15 protein-coding genes and 4 tRNA genes are annotated in these 21,111 nt (G+C 65.9%); 14 read left to right on the top strand and 5 right to left on the bottom strand.

What is annotated here, in order from left to right:
- Window positions 1–18: 18 nt before the first annotated feature.
- Both ACQPYR_RS16095 and ACQPYR_RS16100 read left to right on the top strand, forming a co-directional pair.
- Window positions 19–1,542 carry a flavin-containing monooxygenase gene (locus ACQPYR_RS16095; protein ID WP_433633016.1) on the top strand — a complete coding sequence of 508 codons (1,524 nt, stop codon included), beginning with the start codon at window positions 19–21 and terminating at the stop codon, window positions 1,540–1,542.
- 368 nt (window positions 1,543–1,910) lie between these two features.
- The gene (locus tag ACQPYR_RS16100) at window positions 1,911–2,861 is read left to right on the top strand and encodes a LysR family transcriptional regulator (protein WP_433633018.1); all 951 of its coding nucleotides are present in this window, start codon (window positions 1,911–1,913) and stop codon (window positions 2,859–2,861) included.
- A 5-nt stretch (window positions 2,862–2,866) separates the two neighbouring features.
- Here the strand turns inward: ACQPYR_RS16100 and ACQPYR_RS16105 are convergent, their stop codons facing one another.
- A complete protein-coding gene (locus ACQPYR_RS16105; protein WP_433633020.1) occupies window positions 2,867–4,054 on the bottom strand; it encodes a hypothetical protein in 1,188 nt (395 codons plus the stop codon).
- Window positions 4,055–4,454: 400 nt separating this feature from the next.
- On the opposite strand from ACQPYR_RS16105, the gene ACQPYR_RS16110 reads away from it, so the two are divergent.
- The gene (locus ACQPYR_RS16110; protein ID WP_433633022.1) at window positions 4,455–5,438 is read left to right on the top strand and encodes a hypothetical protein; all 984 of its coding nucleotides are present in this window, start codon (window positions 4,455–4,457) and stop codon (window positions 5,436–5,438) included.
- Here ACQPYR_RS16110 and ACQPYR_RS16115 read toward each other — a convergent pair.
- Window positions 5,410–6,660, bottom strand: coding sequence for a sigma factor-like helix-turn-helix DNA-binding protein (locus ACQPYR_RS16115; protein WP_433633024.1), 1,251 nt, complete (start codon window positions 6,658–6,660; stop codon window positions 5,410–5,412). The genes ACQPYR_RS16110 and ACQPYR_RS16115 overlap by 29 nt on opposite strands.
- A 188-nt stretch (window positions 6,661–6,848) precedes the next feature.
- Between ACQPYR_RS16115 and ACQPYR_RS16120 the strand changes: the two genes are divergently transcribed.
- On the top strand, window positions 6,849–7,919 hold the full coding sequence (locus ACQPYR_RS16120; protein ID WP_433633026.1) for an MASE1 domain-containing protein: 1,071 nt from the start codon (window positions 6,849–6,851) through the stop codon (window positions 7,917–7,919).
- A 13-nt stretch (window positions 7,920–7,932) separates the two neighbouring features.
- Here ACQPYR_RS16120 and ACQPYR_RS16125 read toward each other — a convergent pair.
- The 3 genes from ACQPYR_RS16125 to ACQPYR_RS16135 form a co-directional block, all read right to left on the bottom strand.
- Window positions 7,933–8,007 (bottom strand) — tRNA-Val (locus ACQPYR_RS16125).
- A 1-nt stretch (window position 8,008) separates the two neighbouring features.
- Window positions 8,009–8,079, bottom strand: a tRNA-Cys gene (locus ACQPYR_RS16130).
- 44 nt (window positions 8,080–8,123) lie between these two features.
- Window positions 8,124–8,196, bottom strand: a tRNA-Gly gene (locus ACQPYR_RS16135).
- Between the two features lie 527 nt (window positions 8,197–8,723).
- Here ACQPYR_RS16135 and ACQPYR_RS16140 point away from each other — a divergent pair.
- The 10 genes from ACQPYR_RS16140 (at window position 8,724) to ACQPYR_RS16185 (ending at window position 21,098) form a co-directional block, all read left to right on the top strand.
- Window positions 8,724–8,795 (top strand) — tRNA-Val (locus ACQPYR_RS16140).
- A gap of 357 nt (window positions 8,796–9,152) precedes the next feature.
- Window positions 9,153–11,417: a SulP family inorganic anion transporter gene (locus ACQPYR_RS16145; RefSeq protein WP_433633028.1), complete on the top strand. Its 2,265-nt coding sequence runs from the start codon at window positions 9,153–9,155 to the stop codon at window positions 11,415–11,417.
- Between the two features lie 278 nt (window positions 11,418–11,695).
- A complete protein-coding gene (locus tag ACQPYR_RS16150; RefSeq protein ID WP_433633030.1) occupies window positions 11,696–13,951 on the top strand; it encodes a solute carrier family 23 protein in 2,256 nt (751 codons plus the stop codon).
- Between the two features lie 70 nt (window positions 13,952–14,021).
- Window positions 14,022–14,447: a TIGR02611 family protein gene (locus tag ACQPYR_RS16155; RefSeq protein WP_433633032.1), complete on the top strand. Its 426-nt coding sequence runs from the start codon at window positions 14,022–14,024 to the stop codon at window positions 14,445–14,447.
- Window positions 14,444–15,118 carry a (2Fe-2S)-binding protein gene (locus ACQPYR_RS16160; RefSeq protein ID WP_433633034.1) on the top strand — a complete coding sequence of 225 codons (675 nt, stop codon included), beginning with the start codon at window positions 14,444–14,446 and terminating at the stop codon, window positions 15,116–15,118. The genes ACQPYR_RS16155 and ACQPYR_RS16160 overlap by 4 nt, the downstream gene beginning before the upstream one ends.
- 381 nt (window positions 15,119–15,499) lie before the next feature.
- Complete coding sequence (gene thrS / locus ACQPYR_RS16165; RefSeq protein ID WP_387284734.1) at window positions 15,500–17,551, top strand: threonine--tRNA ligase; 2,052 nt, start codon at window positions 15,500–15,502, stop codon at window positions 17,549–17,551.
- A gap of 69 nt (window positions 17,552–17,620) precedes the next feature.
- Complete coding sequence (locus tag ACQPYR_RS16170) at window positions 17,621–18,220, top strand: HIT family protein (protein ID WP_433633037.1); 600 nt, start codon at window positions 17,621–17,623, stop codon at window positions 18,218–18,220.
- A gap of 1 nt (window position 18,221) precedes the next feature.
- A complete protein-coding gene (gene pgsA, locus ACQPYR_RS16175; RefSeq protein ID WP_433633039.1) occupies window positions 18,222–18,905 on the top strand; it encodes a phosphatidylinositol phosphate synthase in 684 nt (227 codons plus the stop codon).
- Window positions 18,906–18,978: 73 nt separating this feature from the next.
- Complete coding sequence (locus ACQPYR_RS16180; protein ID WP_433633041.1) at window positions 18,979–19,977, top strand: phosphatidylinositol mannoside acyltransferase; 999 nt, start codon at window positions 18,979–18,981, stop codon at window positions 19,975–19,977.
- Window positions 19,974–21,098 carry a glycosyltransferase family 4 protein gene (locus tag ACQPYR_RS16185; protein WP_387284728.1) on the top strand — a complete coding sequence of 375 codons (1,125 nt, stop codon included), beginning with the start codon at window positions 19,974–19,976 and terminating at the stop codon, window positions 21,096–21,098. Before ACQPYR_RS16180 ends, ACQPYR_RS16185 begins: the two co-directional genes overlap by 4 nt.
- The last annotated feature ends 13 nt before the right edge of the window (window positions 21,099–21,111 follow it).

Consider the following 21,111-nt stretch of genomic DNA (forward strand, 5'->3'; position numbering starts at 1 on the left):
CGACGTAATCTCCGTGCCATGACGAGCGGGAACCGCATCGCAATCGTAGGTGCGGGCATCGCAGGCCTCGCCTGCGCGAAGGTGTTGCGCCAAGAGGGTTTTCCGGTCGAGGTTTTCGATCGGACCCCGGACGTCGGCGGAGTGTGGAGTGCGACGCGCCGGTATCCCGGCCTGCGCGCACAGAACAGCAAACACACATATCACTTCTCCGACTTCCCGATGCCCGACGACTATCCGCGCGTGCCCGACGGGCAGCAGATGCAGCAGTACCTCGACGGGTACGTGCGGCACTTCGGCTTCGGCGAGAGTCTGCGCCTCGGCACCGAGGTGGTCGCGGCCGATCCGGTCGACAGTGGTTGGTTGCTGGAGATCCGCGACCACCTCGGTGTCCACCGCACCTCCTGCGACCATCTGGTCATCGCCAACGGAATATTCAGTGAGCCGGCGGTGCCCGACTTTCCGGGCGTCGAGCGGTTCCGGCAGGCAGGCGGGCAGATCGGGCACGCCTCGGAGTTCCTGGATGTCGAGTGGGCGCGCGGCAAATCGGTCGTGGTGGTCGGCTATGGCAAGTCGGCCTGCGATATGGCCGAGGCGGTCAGTCACGTCGCGGCCTCGACGAATGTGGTCGCCCGCCGACTGATGTGGAAGATGCCGCGCAAGTTGGCGCGGGGACTGGTCGACTACGAACGGCTGATGCTGACCAGACTGGGGGAGGCGCACTTCCGCTATCAGGAGCTCGGGCGGATCGAACGATTCCTGCATGGTTCCGGTCACAGCTTCCGCGAGAGCAACCTCGATGTGATCCAGGAACTCGCCACCAAGAAGTCGCATCTGCGCGAGCTGGGGCTGGTGCCGCAGGGGCGCTTCGAGGACATCGCGGAGAGCACGGTCAGCCTGGTCACCGAGGATTTCTTCGAGCGGGTGGGAATGGGACTGATCGCGGTGCACCGCGACAGCACCATCACCGAGATGGCCGCGAACCAGGTACGACTGTCCAACGGCACGACCCTGCAGGCCGATATCGTCATCTGCGCCACCGGATTCCACCAGCGGGTGCCTTTCCTGACCCCGTACGTGCAGCGTCAGCTCACCGACGACGAGGGCAATTTCCGCCTGTACCGGCAGATCCTGCCGATCGGCGTGCCGAATCTGAGCTTCGTCGGATACAACTCGTCGGTCATCAGCACGCTCAGCGCCGAGGTCGGCGCACATTGGACCGCCGCCCTGCTCCGCGGCCGCCTCGCGCTGCCGACGCAGGAAGAGATGACCGCGCACGTCGATGAGCGGCTGAGCTGGATGGCCGAACGCACGGGTGGCCACCATGCGCACGGCGGCGCCATTACCCCGTTCTCGATCCACAATATCGACGAGATGCTCGCCGACCTGAAATTCCGCCTGCCGCGCAGAACCCGTGCGGCACAATGGTTCCGGATGATCAAGCCGTCTTCGTATCGTGGCCTCGCCGAGCGGTCGAAGGGGCCGGTGGTGAAAGCGGCGCCGGAAATGGCGCCTCAGCTTCCCGCCGAACAGCGCACGCCGTAACTCGATTGCCCGGAGTGCGCCTAGGGATTGCCGGGTTCTCCTCCGCGCTGACGTGTGGCAGGTCGGACACGGCGTTGCGTATGGAGCGCGTACCGGTTCGATCGACGTCGAGGATCACCGGGGCGGAGATCTCTCGGCTCTCGCCGGCCAATGGCCCCGGCGATGGTTGCCGTTGGCGGATGCGGGATCGGAACAGAGTCCGTTCCCGCTGCGGAGCACATCGATTTACCCAGTGCGACTGTGGGTTTCGAGTAGAAGAAGTGCAAAGTGTGACCGGCGTCGCATAGACGTGCGGTAATTGCGGCCGGAGTCGACAATCGGGCCGGACAGCGCTGTCGGGGTCGACACAGCGGATTATCGCCGATGCAATGTTGGTTACCAGTCTTTCCATTCTGGATAATCCAGGAGTGGACGCCCTCGACATGAATCTGCTGGTTGCTCTGGATGCGCTGCTGGAGACCAACAGCGTCACGCAGGCCGCCGAGCGGCTACACACTTCGGCGCCCGCGATGAGCCGAACGCTGGCCCGGCTGCGTCACATGCTCGGCGATCCGCTGCTGGTACGCGCGGGCCGCAATCTGGTGCCGACGCCGCGCGCACTCGAATTGCGTTACGAGGTAAGCGTTCTGGTGGAGCGGGGACGAACGCTGCTCACCCCGCGCGGCGCACTCGACCCGACCACGCTGAAGCGCGACTTCGCCGTGCAGGCGGGCGATATGGTCCTCGGGGAATTGGCGACGCCGCTGCTGGCCGCCGTCCGCGCACAGGCGCCCGGCGTGACACTGCACCTGCTCCCGGATCGCGACGAGGGCACCGCCGCACTGCGCGACGGCCGCGTCGATATCGAGGTCGGCGTCATCGAGCACACCGATCCGGAGACCACCGTGCAGCGGGTATTGCGCGACCGCGTGATCGGCGTTGCCGCACCGGAACATCCGCTGATCACCGGCCCTGTGACGGTGGCGCGGTTCGCCGCTGCCGCCCACCTCGGCATCTCCCGCCGGGGTCGCGCCCGCGGCCCCATCGATGACCGGCTGGCCCTGCACGGCCGCACTCGCCGCGTCGTGGCCACCGTCCCCGACCTCACCAGCGCCCTGCTAGCGGTCCGCTCCGGCGATCTGATCTGCCCCGTCCCCGCCGCCCTCACCGCGACAACGCGCACCGCACTCGGCTTGTGCGCCTTCGAAATTCCCCTGCCCCTCCCCGAAATCGCCATCGCCATCGCGTGGCACCCCCGTAATACCGCCGACAACGCCCACCGATGGCTACGCGAAGTGATCCGCGGCACCCTTACCGGGCTGGACTCGTCCGGCCGGTGAGTTGCTCAGCCCTCGGTGCGGATCGCGAAGTTCGGATCCACGCCGGGTAGTTCGTTCGGCGCGGAGGACGGTTCCGGGCGACCGAAGGGGCCGTGCGGGTTGCGCTTGAGTTCGTCGAGCATGGCCTGCAGCTTGTCGACGTGCGAGGTGTCCTCGCCGGTGCTCGCCCGGTGCGCGCCTGGGGTCAGTGCGCCGTTGCCCTCGGTGCGTGGTGCGGTCATGCCGGTGTCGGGACGGGGTGTGGGCGTTGGGGATTCGTAGCCGTTGCGAGGCGGGGAGGTGAGTGGCTCCAGACGGCCGTTACTCGAGCCGATCGAGCCGTAGTCGAGGCGGTCGCCGGTGGTCGCGGGTTGGGAGTTGGTGTAGGTCGGCGCGGAAGGTTCGGTGCCGGCGGGTGTGGCCGAGTCGAGCCATTCGGGGCGCGAGGTGGGTGCGGAGAGCGGCTCACTGCGGTAGGTCGGCGGAACTGTGGGCGGCACGGGTTGCGGTGTCCGCGCGGGGAGGGACAGGGAGTCGTTGGGCGTTGCGGGGCCGAAGGGTTCGAGGTGTTCGGTGCGGTTGATCGGCGCGGTGAATTCGGTCCGTGCGGGGCGGGGCGCGATGTCTTCGGGCGCTTTCAGCCGCTCGTTGCGCCCGGTCGTGGCGTCCATAGGTCCGGTCGGGGTCGCTAGGCGCCCGTTGGCTCCGGTCGTCGGCGTGACCAGGTCGTCGCGGCCGGTCTTGGGCTCGAGGCGCTCGTTGGTGTCGGGGCGGTTGTTCTGTCCGGTCGGCGTTTGGCTGAGCACGGTGGTGATGTCCGGGAGGCTGTTGCGGCCGGTCTCGGTGTGCGCGCTCGTGGTGTCGGCTCGCCCGTTGACGGCATCGAGGCGGTCGCGACGTGACGGAATCGGTTCGCGCCGTTCCCTGGTCGCGGGCGCGGGCGCGGGTTCCGGACGCACCCGCAGTGCGGGTTCGGCCGGTTCGTCACTGGGCTCGACGGTGACGACCTGTTCCAACCGTGACCCGATCTTCGAAACATCCTCCCCGGTACGGAAAGCCCACGCCTCCAACTTGGCCAGACGACCGGCCAGGTTACGGTCGTCATCCACGTGGGCGGCGACCGCGTCGAGTTTATTGCTCACCTCGCGCAGGGTCGTCGCGAGACTCGACAAGAGTGCGCCGATCGATTCGCCACTCCGCTCGTCGTGGTCCATCCCATACCTTCTTCCCCGTATCGCCCGAAACTCCGCTCGTGGCCGGCCGATTCTATCTGTCGATCGGTACCGCCGTGGTTCGAGGACCGGCCGTGGCCACGCTGTGCACCTTTCGTCCGGTTACGCGGCGGCTTTCGTTCGCTCGTTCGGCGGCATCGGCCGTGTCCAAGGAATGGCCGCAACTATCAATCACCGGAACAACTGTGGCAATGCTCTCGCGTGTCGCAATGAAATCGCTTGTGAGACAGCGCACATCGGCTGGTCGGAGCGTATTCGCGGGTTGTGGCGCACCCGAGCGCGGGGTATAGGGGGCTGGCGGGCGGGCCAAAGCTGACGCACTCTTGATCTATGGCGTAGGTCGTACCTGACCTGCGGTGGTTTTGGGCAGGGGTGAGGTCGCGTGAGAACGAAGCAGCGCGTCGAGCGGGCGTGCGGGCGTCGGGCGATGCTCGCCGAATTGGGGTTGTCGGACGGTCGCGTCGCGGACACCCGGGTGCCGGATGGTCGCGCACCGGTCGGCGGAGCGGTTGGGGCAGGGGGATACGGCTGCACATGCCCGGAATGTGCCGCCGCGCAATGGGATATCCAGCGGCTGAAGTATTGGCTGTGCGGTCGGCTCGCGTCCTACGGTGCCGAGGTGGCCGAGGTGGACCGCCGGGTGGGTGAGGTCCCGGTGGACGTGCTCTGGCGTAGCGGCGATCGGCAGTACGCTATCGAGGTCCGTACCGGCCCGCTCGATCGGGAATCGGCGCAGCACCACACGACGCGGCTGCGCACCGCCGGATGTGACGGGGTGCTGTGGCTGTGCCCGCCGGGCTATTGGGTCGGCCACCTGCCCGCGCTCGGCATCGCCGACTTCGCACCGCCCGCCTGCGATTACCGGGCCGAAGAGGGCATGCTGGACACTGCGAACAGCGCGGTCGTCCTGCCGCGCCGTGAACCCTATGAACTGCGCGATTTCCTGGGCGGCTGGGTGCGGGGCGAAATCGCGTGGGGCTACCGCGATGTGATGACAGGAGGTTGGGCCACCGTGACCGACTGGGAACACCACACGAGGACGCAGGCCAGCGTCATCGCTCGGCAGCGCCAGGAGTTGGTCAACCAACGCACCACCCTGGCCCTGTCTCGAAAATCCGTGCGGGACAAGCAGAAACAGATCATGAAGCTCACCACCCGGCTGGAACGTGCCGAGGAGTCCGCACAGGTGCGCGCGGACTCGCTGGCCGAGGTCAAGCGCAAGCTCGACAACCACCACCGCGTCGACGCCAGCCTGCGCGCCACCATCGTGAGTCTGCAGAAGGCGATCGGCCACTGGCAGCTGATCACTTATTGCGCGATGATGCTGATCGTGACCTTCATCGCGGGAGCGATGTTCGTGCGATGAGGTGGTCGGCTGGATGGTTGCCGGTCAACCGGAACGGCGCACGGTCCCAACGCCATTCGTTGCGCAGCACCAGCGCGATCAGGTCGAGCAGATCCAGCTCCACCTCCGCACGTAACTGCCGCAGCGCGGACCAGTACACCGGTCCGCGCTCGACCAACTCCCACAGTCGACCCTCGGCCTCCGCGGCTACCTTGCGCCGCAATAGATCTGGAATTCCGATCTTGCTGCCGGTCCACACCAGCCAGCCCCAGCCGTTGGCATGCGCATGGGTGCGACCTGCCGCCGACTTGATCCGATTGATGTGGAAGCCGACATGTCCCACCGGTTCGACATCGATCAGGACGACGCGACCATCGGCCAGTCGTGCGGCGATGGTGGGGTAGTAGCTTCGTTGCGTGCCGTCTATTTCGAAGGTGACCGCACTCGGTTGCTCCTGGAATGTCTCGACCAGGTCGCTTGCGTTCACCGTCTGAAGCAGCCGAGCCTCCAAGCCGGAATCGAACCCGATATCGCGTCCGACCTTGTCGAGATAGAACCGCCCGCGCCCTTCGTCGTCGCCGTCGACTATGCGCGCCGAGGCGATCGGCAGGGGAGCGGGTCCTGGCGCGGACGCGGGCCAATCGACCTGTCCCAGCCATGAATTCAGCTCACTCGTCGCCAGCGGCTCATGCAGTTTCGCCAACCGCCGGTTCGTCTTCTTCTGCCACCCCATGATCCGCTGCATGACATATCCGGCGACCCGCTTGGCATCCTCGCCCGCATGCCCTGCCAGCCGCAGCTTCAGATAAGCCAACTCGTTGGCGGCCAGATCGGTATCCGTCGCATAGGTTTCCACCAACAGCGCCCGTACCAACTGCTGATCTCGTGCCTCCACCGGGTATCGCGTCCCGAAGACCTCGGCCGCCCGATGTCCACTCAGCTGCGCTTCCCGCAGAATCTGCGCCACCGCCCGGGTATGCAACTGTCGAACCCGATCTCGCGACAGATCGAATCGAGCCCCGATCCGCGCCAACGTCTCCGGCGCCTCCCCGCTTACCCCGAGCCGAAACCCCACGATGTCGGCATCGCGCCGCTTGCGATCCCCCCGTATCTCGATCAATTCCCCCAATAGCTCGTTGATCTCCTCGAGATCGAACGACACATCCCCGGCGATATCGTCCAGCACATCGGGATCGGCATGGTCGGCAGCCCGCTCCCGCCGATCCGCCTCACTTGCCGCCACCTGCACCCCTGACCACGACTCGGCTCCACTCGATATGTGCGCCGTAGCCTAACGCCGACCACCGACAACCCGGCCCATCCGACCGATCGGCCGCCGAATCGGGCCCATCGGTGCCTGCCGGCTCGGCGTTGCTGTCCGGACTGTCGATATTTCCTGATCGTCGTGGGAAACGGTTCTATGCTCACGTCGTGGGTCGTTTCCGCAGCAACGCCGAGTTGGCGCTGTGGATCATTGTCGCGGCGGTCGCGTATTTTGCGGCTGCCGAGGTCGGATTGCGTTTTGCCTTGGTCGGCGATCAAGTCACGCCGCTGTGGCCGCCGACCGGGGTCGCCCTCGCATGTCTGTTCGTATTCGGCCTGCGTGTCTGGCCGGGCGTCACCCTCGGCGCGTTGGTGGTGAATGCCCTACTCGGGCCGACGCTTCCCGCCGTCCTCATGATCGCCCTCGGCAACACGGTCGCTCCGGTGGCCGCGTATCTGCTGCTCAAAAGGGTCGGGTTCCGCAGCGATTTCGTTGGTGTCCGTGACGTACTCGAACTCGTCTTTCTCGGTGCCCTCGCCGCAATGCTGATCAGCGCAACGCTCGGTACCGTCACTCTGCTCGTGGCCGGTGTGGTTTCCGCACACGCTTTCTGGGGCGCCTGGCTGGTGTGGTGGACCGGCGACGCCATGGGCGTGCTTCTGATCGCACCGCTGATCCTCGTCGGCAAAGGTATTCGCATACCCAAGGCCCTCAGCCCATTACGGGCAATCGAGGCCGCGATGCTCGCGGTGGGCACATCGGTCGTCGCGGTATCGGCCACCGTAGTGTCGGCAAACCTGCTCTTCCTGGTCTTCCCCTTCGTGACCTGGGCTGCGATGCGCTTCCACCTGGCCGGAGCCCTGCCGTGCGCCCTGATCGCTTCGACCGTCGCCATCGTCGCCGTGACTCGCGACTTTCCCGCCTTCAGCGGCCTCGACCTGACCGCCAAAATGATCACCCTGCAAGCATTCAACGGCTCGGTCGCACTGACCGCCCTCATACACGCCACCATCACCGCCCAACGCGACCGCGCCCGCCAAGCCGTAGACGACACCTGCACCCAACTGGCCCAAACCGTCCTCACCATCACCCAGGGCCGCCCTTTGGAAGGCGTCATCGACACCGCACCCCGCCTCCAAACCCAACCCCCTACGCCCGGCACCGCCCCAAGCTCTCGCCAATTCTCCCCACGTCAACTTCCCCAAACACAAGAAAGCCCCGGCAAAAACCGGGGCTGACCTGGGAAAACGATGGTGCGCGATACTGGGATTGAACCAGTGACCTCTTCCGTGTCAGGGAAGCGCTCTCCCGCTGAGCTAATCGCGCGAGGTGGAGACGGGAATCGAACCCGTGTGCACGGCTTTGCAGGCCGTTGCCTCACCACTCGGCCACTCCACCGTGCGAAGGGGGAAGGCTTTACTATTGCCTGGCCCTACTCCTCGAGCGGATGACGGGATTCGAACCCGCGACCCTCACCTTGGCAAGGTGATGCGCTACCAGCTGCGCTACATCCGCATTTGCATCTCCGGGAGGCTTGCGGCCCTCCGTGGTGCGAGACAGAACATTAGCCGACGTTCGGCGCAACCTACAAATCCGCTGGTAGAAGGGCCTGAAGATGAATTACATAGGTGTTGTTCGCGAGGTTGGACAGTGGGCGTTCGCGGGCAAACGTGCTCGGGACCGGCCGAGTCGCGCCTTCTCTTGCGCCACATCCGAATCCCGCCGTAAGGGGGGAACGTCGGCAGGCGGTATCACGGTGGGTGCTGACCGACCGTGCCGCCGTGCGGGATCGAAGCCGAACCTCGCGCGCTCGGATGGCAAAGCCCGCGAAGCCCGCTGGGTTATCCCGCGGCTGTACGTGGGCGGCCCCTCCCGGACCTGCTGCGCCACTTTGTAATTCATGAGCTTGCAGCAACGTCGGCCGCAAAGCTCGACAGCCGATCGCCCGTGTCGGGGCGGCGATTTGGTGGGACGGCGGTAGTGCGTGCTAAGGTTCCATCTCGTTCGAACGGCAGCTCTGCCGCCGCTCGAACGCCGAGTTCGGTCCCATAGCTCAGCGGGAGAGCGTCCGCCTCACACGCGGAAGGTCGCTGGTTCGAAACCAGCTGGGACCACCCACTGAACAAGGTCGGTGCACTGCGAGTGCCCGGCCTTCTTTCGTATCGGCGCAGGTTCCGCCACATCTCCGATCGATCCCGACCCGGGACACCCTTACTCGCGCTGTGACTTGGGTCACATTTTGGTAGCAGTTGGCCCCATTTGCAACATAGGCCTTTCCATGTGCTTTGCGAAGTCTTTACTATTGCGCCTGACCTTCGCGTCATGGGTCACTGCTTCAAGAAGCTGCTCCATGGAGAGCAGATGTAGCACCCAGCGTTCTCAGAAAGCTTCGCCCGCCGCTCGCTTTCGATGCCAGTACATGTTCGACCGATGAACCGATCGGCTCCACGCCGTTTCGGCGAAGGAGAATAATGTCCACCGACACCGATCCCGTACCCCGGACGTCGCCGCTTCGCGCAAGTCTTCCAGCAAGTCTCGCCGCCGTCGGCCGCCATGACCTACCCGCTTCGGTTGTGGTTTTCCTTGTCGCACTACCACTTTCACTAGGAATCGCGGTCGCCTCGGGCGCGCCGGTTGCCGCTGGACTCATCGCCGCCGTCGTCGGCGGTGTCGTCGCCGGGCTGCTAGGTGGCTCGGCCGTGCAGGTCAGCGGGCCGACGGCCAGTCTCACCGTGGTCGTTGCCGAGAGCGTGCACCAGTTCGGTTGGGCCGCTACCTGTTTCATCACCATAGGTGCGGGCCTATTGCAGATTCTGTTCGGGCTCAGTCGCGTTGCGCGCGGCGCGCTCGCCATCGCACCGGTGGTGGTCCATGCGATGCTCGCCGGTATCGGCGTCATCATCGCGCTGCAACAGGTCCATATTCTGCTCGGCGGCAACTCGCTGAGTTCGTCGTACGCCAGCCTCACCCAACTGCCGCATCAGTTGATGTCGGTGCACCGTGGCGATCTGTTCGTCGGCCTGGTGGTGATCGTCATTCTGATCGGCTGGAAATTCGTCCCGCCCACGATCCGCGTCGTGCCGGGGCCGCTCGTTGCCGTAGTGGTCGCGACGATCCTGTCGCTGATACTGCCGACCCATGTCGAGCGCGTCGTGCTGAACGGTTCGCTACTCGATTCGATCGGTTTGCCCGCGATACCGTCCGGCAGTTGGTTCGCCGTCGCGACGGCCATGGTGACGATCGCGCTGATCGCCAGCATAGAGAGCCTGCTCTCGGCGGTCGCCGTGGACAAGACGCGCCCCGACCATCGAACCAATTTCGATCGCGAGCTGATCGGGCAGGGCTCGGCGAATGTGGTGTCGGGTCTGCTCGGTGGCCTGCCGATCGCGGCCGTGATCGTCCGCAGCATTACCAATGCCCATGCTGGGGCGCGGACCAGGGCTGCGACGGTGCTGCACGGCGTGTGGATCCTGCTGTTCGCGGTCGCGCTGGCCGGGTTGGTGCAGCAGATTCCGAAGGCGGCACTCGCGGGGCTGCTCATCCTCATCGGCGTACAACTGGTGAAGCTGGCCCATATCCGGTTGGCTCGGCGCAACGGCGATCTGTTCGTCTACGTGGCAACGGTACTGGGCGTGGTATTCCTGAACCTGTTGCAAGGCATGGTGATCGGGCTCGTACTCGCCTTCGCCCTGCTGCTGTGGCGGGTGGTGCGGGTGAGCATCCATGCCGAACCGGTGGCCGATGCTCGCCGCTGGCTGATCACCATCGATGGCACCTGCACCTTCCTCGCGCTGCCCAAGCTGACCGCGGAACTGGCGAAGGTACCCGCCGACGTGGACGTGACCATCGAGATGACGGTCGACTTCCTCGACCACGCCTCCTATGAGCTGATCGCCGACTGGGCCGGTTTGCGTGAGGCCGCCGGTGGCACAGTCGATTTCGTGGAAATCGGCAGCGCGCGGATGGCGACCGCGGTGGCGGGCCCGCCCGAACGTGGACGCTCGCGTCAGGTTATCGATGAGGTCATCGGGCCGTGGCGGCGGACGGGTAATCGGGAGGATCCGATCGCCGCGGGCATCGCCGCCTATCACCGCGGCCACGCCCATCTGATGCGCCCCCATCTCCACGGATTGCGCAACCGGCCCGACGCCGACACATTCTTCCTGACCTGTGCCGATGCCCGCATCGTGCCGAATGTCATCACCAATAGCGGGCCGGGAGATCTGTTCACCGTTCGCAACGTGGGCAATCTGGTCCCGTCCGGTGGCAGTGATGTGTCGGTGGAAGCCGCGCTGGTCTATGCGCTGGAGAAGCTGGACGTGCGCGCGGTGGTGGTCTGCGGGCACTCCGGTTGCGGGGCGATGGACGCACTGCATCGGGAGGTTCGCACGGGGCCGGGGCTGGGTGACTGGCTCGAGTACGCGCGGCCCAGCCTGGACCGGTTCCGGCTCGGGCATCCGGTCGCCGATGCCGCGGCATTCGCCGGATTCGGCCCGGTCGATCAGCTCGGCATGGTGAATGTGGCAGTGCAACTGGAGCGGTTGCACGCCCATCCCGTGGTCCGGCGCGGGGTGCAGGAGCGGGGAGTGGCGCTATCCGGACTGTTCTTCGATCTCGCGACCGCCCGGGTCATCGAGGTGACGATGGACGGTATCGCCGAGTTCGACGACGAGCTGACGGTCGAAGCATTCGATGAGTTGGCCGATGTGCCCGGCGTGGCTGCCGAGCCTGTCTAGCCGCCGCGTATCGGGTCGAATGATGCGGTCCGACAGGCGAACTCGGCACGTATGTGTTGCGTTTCACACCGATTCGGAGGTATGGATTCGAGTAGTTGGCGGCGAGTTCTCAGGCTTTGCTAAGTCTTTACTAATAGCCTTGATGCGATTTACATCTCGACCCATCGCTGTGTCGGGAACTGCTTCCGCGAGATGCCGGTTCGCGGTCTGTGCCCTGCTGGACATTTTGATCGTCAACCGACCTCGGCGTTCGCGCCGAGTCGGCGAAGGAGAAGTCAATGGCTATTGATAGCGCTGTAGCCGCACCACCGTTACCGCCCGCTGAACAGGGCGAGGGCCATCGCAGTTCCGAACCTCTGTCCGATCGATTGACATCGATCCTGCGCCACGATCTGCCGTCCTCTATCGTGGTTTTCCTGGTCGCGTTGCCGCTGTCCCTCGGCATCGCGGTCGCCTCCGGCGCGCCGGTGGCCGCCGGACTGATCGCCGCCGTCATCGGTGGCATCGTCGCGGGCACGCTCGGCGGTTCGATACTGCAGGTCAGCGGGCCCGCTGCGGGTCTGACCGTGGTCGTCGCCGAGTCCATCAACCAATTCGGTTGGCGGACAACCACGTTCATTGTCGTCGCCGCCGGTGTGCTGCAAATCCTATTCGGGCTCAGCCGGATCGCGCGGGCCGCGTTGGCCGTCGCACCGGTGGTGGTGCACGCGATGCTCGCTGGCATCGGCATAACCATTGCGCTGCAACAAGTTCACGTGCTGCTCGGTGGGTCCTCGCACAGTTCCGCCTGGAACAACATCACCCAGCTGCCGTCGCAACTGCTGTCGCTGCACGGCGATGACGCGATCATCGGCGCGGTGGTCATCGCGATCATGCTCGGCTGGCGCCGGGTCCCCGCCAAGGTTCGGGTGATGCCGGGACCGCTGGTGGCGGTCTTGGTCGGCACGGTTTTGTCGCTGGTGTTGCCCTTCGAGGCCGAGCGAATCGTGTTGAACGGCTCGCTGTTCGACGCCATCGGCCTGCCGCAGATCCCCAGCGGCAACTGGTCCGCGGTGGCGCTGATGATTCTGACCGTCGCGCTCATCGCCAGCGTCGAGAGTCTGCTATCTGCGGTGGCCGTGGACAAGATGCACACCGGTAAGCGCACCAATTTCGACCGCGAGCTGATCGGTCAGGGCTCGGCCAATGTGCTCTCGGGTCTACTAGGCGGCCTGCCGGTCACCGGCGTGATCGTGCGCAGTGCCACCAACGTGCAGGCGGGTGCGCGCAGTCGCGCTTCGGCCGTGCTGCACGGCTGCTGGATTCTGCTGTTCTCGGTCGTCCTGGCCGGGGTGGTGCAACAGATTCCGAAGTCCGCGCTCGCCGGCCTGCTGATCGTCATCGGTATCCAGCTGGTGAAGCTGGCCCACATCAAGATGGCCAGGCGCACCGGCGATCTGCTCATCTATGCCGTTACCATCCTCGGCGTAGTCTTCCTGAATTTGCTGGAAGGCGTGATCATCGGTCTGGCACTGGCTTTCGGGCTGCTGCTGTGGCGCGTCGTTCGAGTTGCCGTGGCGGCCGAGCAGATTCCCGGTTCGCAGCGCTGGCTGCTCACCATTGATGGTTCCTGCACTTTCCTCGCGCTGCCGAAGCTGTCCGCGGAATTCGCGAAAGTGCCGGCAGGCGTCGACGTCACCGTCGAGATGACGGTCGACTTCCTCGACCATGCCGCCTTCGAAGCCATCGAGGATTGGGTGCGGCAGCACGAAAGCACTGGCGGCGCAGTCGATTTCGTGGAAATCGGCAGTGCGCGAATGGCGCACGCGACCGCGGGTCCGCCAGCCCGCGGATTCGGGCGCGCTGTGCTCGACGAGATTCTCGGCCCGTGGCGCGGCGACGACGCGAATACCGACCGAGTGACCTCGGGTGTGGCGGCCTACCACCGCAGCCACGCCCATGTGGTGCGGCCGCACCTGGACGAACTGCGTGATCGTCAGGATCCCGATACCTTCTTCCTGACCTGCGCGGACTCCCGAGTCGTTCCGAACGTCATCACCAACAGCGGTCCCGGTGACATGTTCACGGTGCGCAATGTGGGCAATCTGGTGCCCGACAGCGGTGACGCGTCGGTGGAGGCCGCGCTGGTCTTCGCGCTCAACGAGCTGAATGTCCGATCCATTGTGGTGTGCGGGCATTCCTCCTGCGGTGCCATGAAGGCACTGCATTCCGGCACCGATGATGGACCGGGGATCGGACCGTGGCTCGCCCATGCCCATCCGAGCCTGGAGCGGTTCCGGCTCGGGCACCCGGTGGCGCAGGCGGCCGCGTCCGCCGGATTCGGTGAGGTCGACCAGCTGAGCATGGTCAATGTGGCCGTGCAGTTGGAAACGCTGCACCGGCATCCTGCGGTGCGTGCGGCGATGGCCGAGCGTGGCGTGACGGTGTCGGGGCTGTTCTTCGATATCGCCAGCGCACGCGTCATCGAGGTGACCGTGGACGGCCTCGCCCATATCGACGACACCGGCGCGCGGGTCACGCCGGAACTCGTATGAGCCGATGACAGCTGGACCCGTCCGACCTCGCTCGGGCGGGTCCACGCACGTCGCTCGTAGGCTGATGGAGATGACTGTCGAGTTGGAATCCGAACCCACGCGCACCGGATGGCGCGCCTTCCGCGCCCGGCTGGCCGCGCGGCCTACGCTGAACCTCGCCTACCGGATCGGGGTCGCGGTGATCGGCATCGCGGTGCTGGTCGTCGGAATCCTGGCGATTCCCTATCCCGGACCCGGCTGGGCGATCGTATTCGCCGGACTTGGCATCCTCGCCACCGAATTCGCCTGGGCGCGCCGGGCGCTCGGCTGGCTGCGTGACAAGTACCGGCAGGGTATGGCGTGGTACTCCGCACGAGGCCCGGCCATGCGGGTGTGCGCGGCGGTGGCGACCTTTGCGCTGGTCCTCGCGACAATATGGGTATTGGGAACATTCGGGTTGGTCGGCGGCTGGATCGGAGTCGAATGGCAGTGGTTGCACAGTCCCCTGGAACGGTGAACACGGTCCCCGGCCGTACCCTGACCGAACCGGACTGGCTGTCGGCGCGGATCGCGGAAATGGGGCGCTCCTGGGGCACCGCCGAACCGCGCGTCTCCGGCACGCTCTGGTGGTGCATGGTCGCATCGGCACTGGTCGAACAACTCGCATGCGCCTACGCGAACGAGGAACCCGCGCCGGAGCCGTTCCTGGACCACCTCGACTGCGAGGTCCGCCCGGACGGCGGTATAGAACGAGTCCACATCCACCCCGTCGCGGGTGCGGGCGTAGGGCAGGGTCTCGACGGTGACAGCGGTGCACCGCGCGAGTCCGACGCCGCGCTCGGTCACGCCTGCGCGAAGGCGTTGCGGGAGACCTTGGCGGCCGTGATCGGCCCCGTAGCGGCGGTCTCCGGTGCGGGAGTGCCGTCACTCTGGGCGATTGCCGCCGATGCCATCGGGAACCGGGCACTCGATGCGGGCAATGCCGAGGCCGGGGCGCGGCTCGCAGGCGAGGTCGGTGGGAAGCTGCCGGTTCCGCGGTTCGTGGATGTCGACGGGCGGACCTTTGTCCGCCGGATCTCGTGCTGCCTGGTCTTCGAGGTGCCCGGCTGCGAAATGTGCACCAGTTGCCCGAAGCGGCCGGCCGCCGAACGCACGGCGCTGCTGGCTCGGCTCGCCGCCGAAAGCTGATCGCCCACAAGGTATTCGGTGTCCGCGCGGGGTACCTGAACGTGCGCGTTGGGCTGTGCGCGCCCGAGCAGAGCACACTCGGCGCAATCCGTCGAACCCGATGTCGGTTCCCAACGACGTGGGCCGCGGTGCCGCCGGGCGCACCGCATCGAACCGGCGGCAGTCGCCTGACGGAACCGATTGCCGGATGTCACGTTCTGGTCTCGCGCAACGGCACCGGTCCACCCGCGACGCGGCGATCCGAGTCCATCGACGCGGGGCCTCCCGGGTGCCGATAGCATGGTCGCGCCGGAGCAATTCGCCTCCGACGATGACCCGTGGGCAACCGCCCGCACCAGCGCGGGAACACGCCCGCCAGCGAACGCCAAGGAGTCTCTCGCCGTGACCACCTCAGCACCTATCAGCCCTGTCGCCCTCGTTCGGGTGCCGGCCGGGACGACGGCGGGTGCCGCGGTGCGCGAGGCGGGGCTGCCGACGAAGGGGCCGGACACCATCGTCGTGGTGCGCGATGCGGAGGGGCTCAAGGATCTGTCCTGGACCCCGGACACCGATGTCGAGGTCGAGCCCGTTGCCGCCAATACCGAGGACGGCCGCAGCGTGATCCGGCATTCGGCCGCGCATGTGCTGGCCCAGGCCGTGCAGCAGGAGTTCCCGGAGGCCAAGCTCGGCATCGGCCCGCCCATCAAGGACGGCTTCTACTACGACTTCCAGGTCGACCGGCCGTTCACCCCAGAGGATCTGGCCAAGCTGGAATCTCGGATGAAGAAGATCGTCAAAGGCGCGCAGCGGTTTTCGCGCCGAGTGGTCGAGGTCGACGACGCGCGTGTCGAACTGGCGAAGGAGCCGTTCAAGCTCGAGCTGATCAGCGATAAGTCCGGTATCGACGATCCGGAGGTCATGGAGGTCGGCGGCAAAGAGCTGACCATCTACGACAACCTGGACCCGCGCACCGGTGAACGGGTCTGGGGCGATCTGTGCCGCGGTCCGCACATCCCGACCACCAAATTCATCCCCGCCTTCAAGCTGACCCGCAGCTCCGCCGCCTACTGGCGCGGCGACCAGAACCGCGAGGATCTGCAGCGCATCTACGGCACCGCCTGGGAATCGCAGGAGTCCCTGGACGAGCATCTGCACCTGCTCGAGGAGGCCGAGCGGCGCGACCACCGCAAACTCGGTCTGGAGCTGGACCTGTTCAGCTTCCCGGACGAACTCGGCTCCGGTCTGCCGGTCTTCCATCCCAAGGGCGGCATCATCCGCAAGGAGCTCGAGGAGTACTCGCGCCGCCGCCACGTCGCCGCGGGCTATGAGTTCGTCAATACGCCGCACATCACCAAGGGGCATCTGTTCGAGGTCTCCGGTCACCTGGACTGGTACAAGGACGGCATGTTCCCGGCCATGCACCTGGACGCCGAACTCAACGAGGACGGCACCGTCCGCAAGCCCGGCCAGGACTACTACGTCAAGCCGATGAACTGCCCGATGCACAACCTGATCTTCCGCTCGCGCGGCCGGTCCTATCGGGAGCTGCCGCTGCGGATGTTCGAATTCGGCTCGGTCTACCGTTACGAGAAGTCCGGTGTCGTGCACGGTCTGACCAGGGTGCGCGGCATGACCCAGGACGATGCGCACATCTACTGCACCAAGGAGCAGATGCACGCCGAGCTGACCAGCACGCTGCAATTCGTGCTCGGGCTGCTCGCCGACTACGGACTCGACGACTTCTACCTCGAGCTTTCCACCAAGGATCCGAAGAAGTTCGTCGGCTCCGAGGAGATGTGGGAGGAGGCCACCGAGACTCTGCGCAAGGTGGCCACCGACTCCGGACTGGAGCTCGTCCCGGATCCGGGCGGCGCCGCCTTCTACGGCCCGAAGATCTCGGTACAGGCCAAGGATGCGCTCGGGCGCACCTGGCAGATGTCGACCATCCAGCTCGACTTCAACCTGCCCGAGCGCTTCAACCTGGAATACACCGCCTCCGACGGCACCAAGCAGCGGCCGGTAATGATCCACCGCGCACTGTTCGGTTCCATCGAACGCTTCTTCGGCGTGCTCACCGAACATTACGCAGGCGCCTTCCCGGCCTGGCTCTCGCCGGTCCAGGTCGTCGGCATCCCGGTCGCGGAAACCTTTGCGCCGCATCTGGATTCGGTCATCGAGCAGCTGCAGGACGCGGGTATCCGCGCGCAGGTCGATCGCAGCGACGACCGGATGCAGAAGAAGATCTTCAACAACACCGCGCAGAAGATCCCGTTCATGCTGCTCGCCGGTGAGCGTGATGTGAACGCGGGCGCGGTCAGCTTCCGCTTCCGCGACGGCACCCAGGTCAACGGCGTACCGGTCGCCGCCGCGGTGGCCACGATCGTGGAATGGATCGCGAACCGGGAGAACGCCTCGCCGACCGCCGAGGGTTTTGTGGTGAAGGGCCCGGAATGAGCAGTCAGGGCCCGGAGGAGGCGGCGGGCGTACCACGGAGCGCCCCGCACATACCAGATCGGATAGAGCATGACTGAGCGCACGGTGCCGGACGGGCTCGTGGAGTTGAACGCGGACTCGGACGAACAGGGGAGCATCGTGGATACCGGTGCCGGTGAGCCGGATCGGTTGCAGCGGCTGTGGACTCCGTACCGGATGTCCTATATCGCCGAGGCCGCCACCGCCAATCCGAAAGACACCACGGGCCATCCGTTTACCGATATTCCCAAGATGTCGGATGAGGACGGTCTGGTCATCGCCCGTGGCGAGCACGTCTACGCGGTACTGAATCTGTATCCGTACAACCCGGGGCACATGATGGTGGTGCCCTACCGCAAGGTGGCCAACCTCGAGGATCTGACGCTCGAGGAGAGCGCCGAACTGATGTCGTTCACCCAGCAGGCGATTCGGGTGATGAAGCGGGTCTCGCGGCCGCACGGTTTCAATGTCGGCCTGAATCTCGGCGGGGTGGCAGGTGGTTCACTTGCCGACCACCTGCATCAGCACATCGTGCCGCGCTGGGGCGGGGATGCCAACTTCATCACCATCGTCGGCGGTGTCAAGGTCATGCCGCAGTTGCTGCGGGAAACTCGGGCGCTGCTTTCGGCGGCGTGGAAGGAAGTCGAGTAGGGTGCTCAGCTTCTTCGGCCGCGAGACGTTCTCCAAAGCGACTGCGCCGCTGGGCAGAGCGCTCGTCAGTACCGGACTCACTCCCGACGCGGTGACGGTGATCGGCACTGTCGCCTCGATCGCGGCCGCGGTCACCTTGTTCCCCACCGGACATCTGTTCTGGGGAACCATGGTGATCTGGCTGTTCGTCATGTTCGACATGCTCGACGGCGCCATGGCGAGAGCGCGCGGCGGCGGCACGAAATATGGTGCGGTGCTCGATGCCACGTGCGACCGCGTCGCCGACGGCGCCATTTTCGCCGGGTTGGCCTGGTGGGCGGTATATCACGAGAACAGTAGGCCGCTGTTCTTCGCAACCCTGGTGGTTCTGATCACCTCCCAGGTGATTTCGTACGCGAAGGCGCGCGCCGAGGCCAGTGGCCTGTCGGCGGACGGTGGACTCATCGAGCGGCCGGATCGCCTGATCATTGTGTTGGTCGGTGCCGGATTCACCGGTATCGGCGGGTATTGGGGGATCGAATGGCTGACCTGGGCCGTGCACGTAGCGATGTGGATTCTGGCGGTGTTGAGCATTGTCACCGTGTTCCAGCGGGTGCTGGCGGTCCGGAATTCGCCGGGCGCACGGGACGTGATTCCGCCCGCGCCGCCGCAGAATCCCGCGGACGCGACGGAGTCGCCCTCGTGAGCGAGCGAAGCGAGGGAACCATGTGCCAGCGTGCGGAACGCACGACGAAGCCGAGCGCCAGCGAGGCGCAGTCGTGAGTTCCCAGTCCGAAGCCGTCGGCTCGCGGATCAAGTCCGGACTGACGGATTGGGCCTATGCGGCGGGTTGGCGGGTTGTGCGCGCGCTGCCCGAATCGACGGCGCGGCGGGCCTTCGATTGGGGCGGTAATCAGGTCGCGGACAAGGCGAATCGCGCCTTCCGTGCCGGTGGCGAACCGAATCAGTTGCGGCGCAATCTCGCTCGCGTGCTCGGTGTTACTCCGGCCGAGGTCCCCGATGAACTGATCCGCGCGAGCATGCGCTCCTACGCCCGCTACTGGCGCGAAGCCTTCCGACTGCCGACGATGGATCACTCGGCACTGACCGGTTCGATCGTGGAGGGTGTGGAGAATCTGGACGCCGCCCTGGCGCGGGGACGCGGTGTGGTGCTTGCGCTGCCGCACTCCGGGAACTGGGATGCGGCCGGTGTCTGGTTGGTCGGCCACAGCGGCACGTTGGCGACCGTCGCCGAACGGTTGAAGCCGGAATCGCTGTTCGAGCGGTTCGTCGCCTACCGGGAGAGCCTGGGTTTCGAGGTATTCCCGCTGACCGGTGGTGAGCAGCCGCCGTTCACCGCGCTGGCCGCCCGCCTGCGCGCGAACAATGTCGTATGCCTGATGGGCGAGCGGGACCTGACCGGTAAAGGTGTCCCGGTGACCATGTACGGCGAGCGCACCTGGCTGCCCGCGGGCGCGGCGAAGCTGGCCATCGAGACCGGTGCGGCGCTTATTCCGGTGCACGTCTGGTTCACCGTAGATGCCGATGGTCGCGAGGGTTGGGGGATGAAGACCGAAGCGCCGCTGGATGTTTCGGATGGTGTCGCTGCGGTCACCCAGGCGCTGGCCGACCGGTTCGCGGCCAATATCGCCGAGCATCCCGCCGATTGGCATATGTTGCAGCCACAATGGGAGCAGGACCTTTCGGCGGAGCGGCGAGCCAGGATCGCCGCGGCGCAGGCTGGGTTGGACAGCGCCAAGGGGGAGAAGACACCATGAAAATCGGCATGGTCTGCCCGTATTCGTTCGATGTCCCCGGTGGTGTGCAGGCCCATGTCGTGGAATTGGCGCGGGTATTCATCGAACGCGGCCACAAGGTGAGCGTGCTCGCGCCCGCATCGGAGGACACACCGCTGCCGGATTTCGTGGTTTCGGCCGGTCGCGCGGTGGCGATTCCGTACAACGGTTCGGTCGCCCGGTTGTCCTTCGGGCCCATGGCATACACCAGGATTCGGCGCTGGATCGACGGCAACGACTTCGATGTGCTGCACATCCACGAACCGAATGCGCCGAGCCTGTCCATGCTCGCGCTGAAGATCGCCGAGGGACCCATTGTGGCCACCTTCCACACCTCGACCACGAAATCGCTGGTGCTGAGCACCTTTCAGGGTGTGCTGCGGCCCTATCACGAGAAGATCAGCGGCCGGATCGCGGTCTCCGAGTTGGCGCGGCGCTGGCAGGTGGAGGCACTCGGTTCGGACGCGGTCGAAATCCCCAACGGAGTCGCCGTGCCTGCCTTCGCGCGGGCCCCGATGCTGCCCGGATATCCGCGCGCGGGCGGAACGGTGCTGTTCCTCGGTCGCTACGACGAACCGCGCAAGGGGATGGAAGTCCTGCTCGGTGCGCTGCCCGAATTGGTGCGCAGACATCCCGATGTCGAGATCCTCATCGTCGGTCGCGGTGACGAGGAGCGGCTGCGCCGCGAGGCCGGGCCGCTCGCCCGGCATCTGCGTTTCCTCGGTCAGGTGTCGGACGAGGAGAAGGCCTCGGCGATGCGCAGCGCGGATGTGTACGTCGCGCCGAATCTCGGTGGGGAGAGCTTCGGCATCATCCTGATCGAGGCGATGGCGGCTGGAACCGCCGTGGTGGCAAGCGAATTGGACGCATTCCGCCGGGTATTGCGCGATGGCACGGCGGGAATGCTCGTCCCGGTGGGTGATTCGGTTCGACTCGCCGCGGCGCTGGACACCCTGCTCACCGACGATGTGCGCCGCGAAGCCCTGATCCACACCGCCGATCAGGTGGTCGGCGAATACGACTGGCCGGTGGTCGCCGAACAGATCCTGCGGGTCTACGAAACGGTCACGGTGGGGGATACGCGCGTGCGGGCCGCCGGATGATCGATAGCACGAT

Source organism: Nocardia sp. CA-120079 (assembly GCF_050955745.1).
In the GTDB taxonomy this organism is placed as follows: domain Bacteria; phylum Actinomycetota; class Actinomycetes; order Mycobacteriales; family Mycobacteriaceae; genus Nocardia.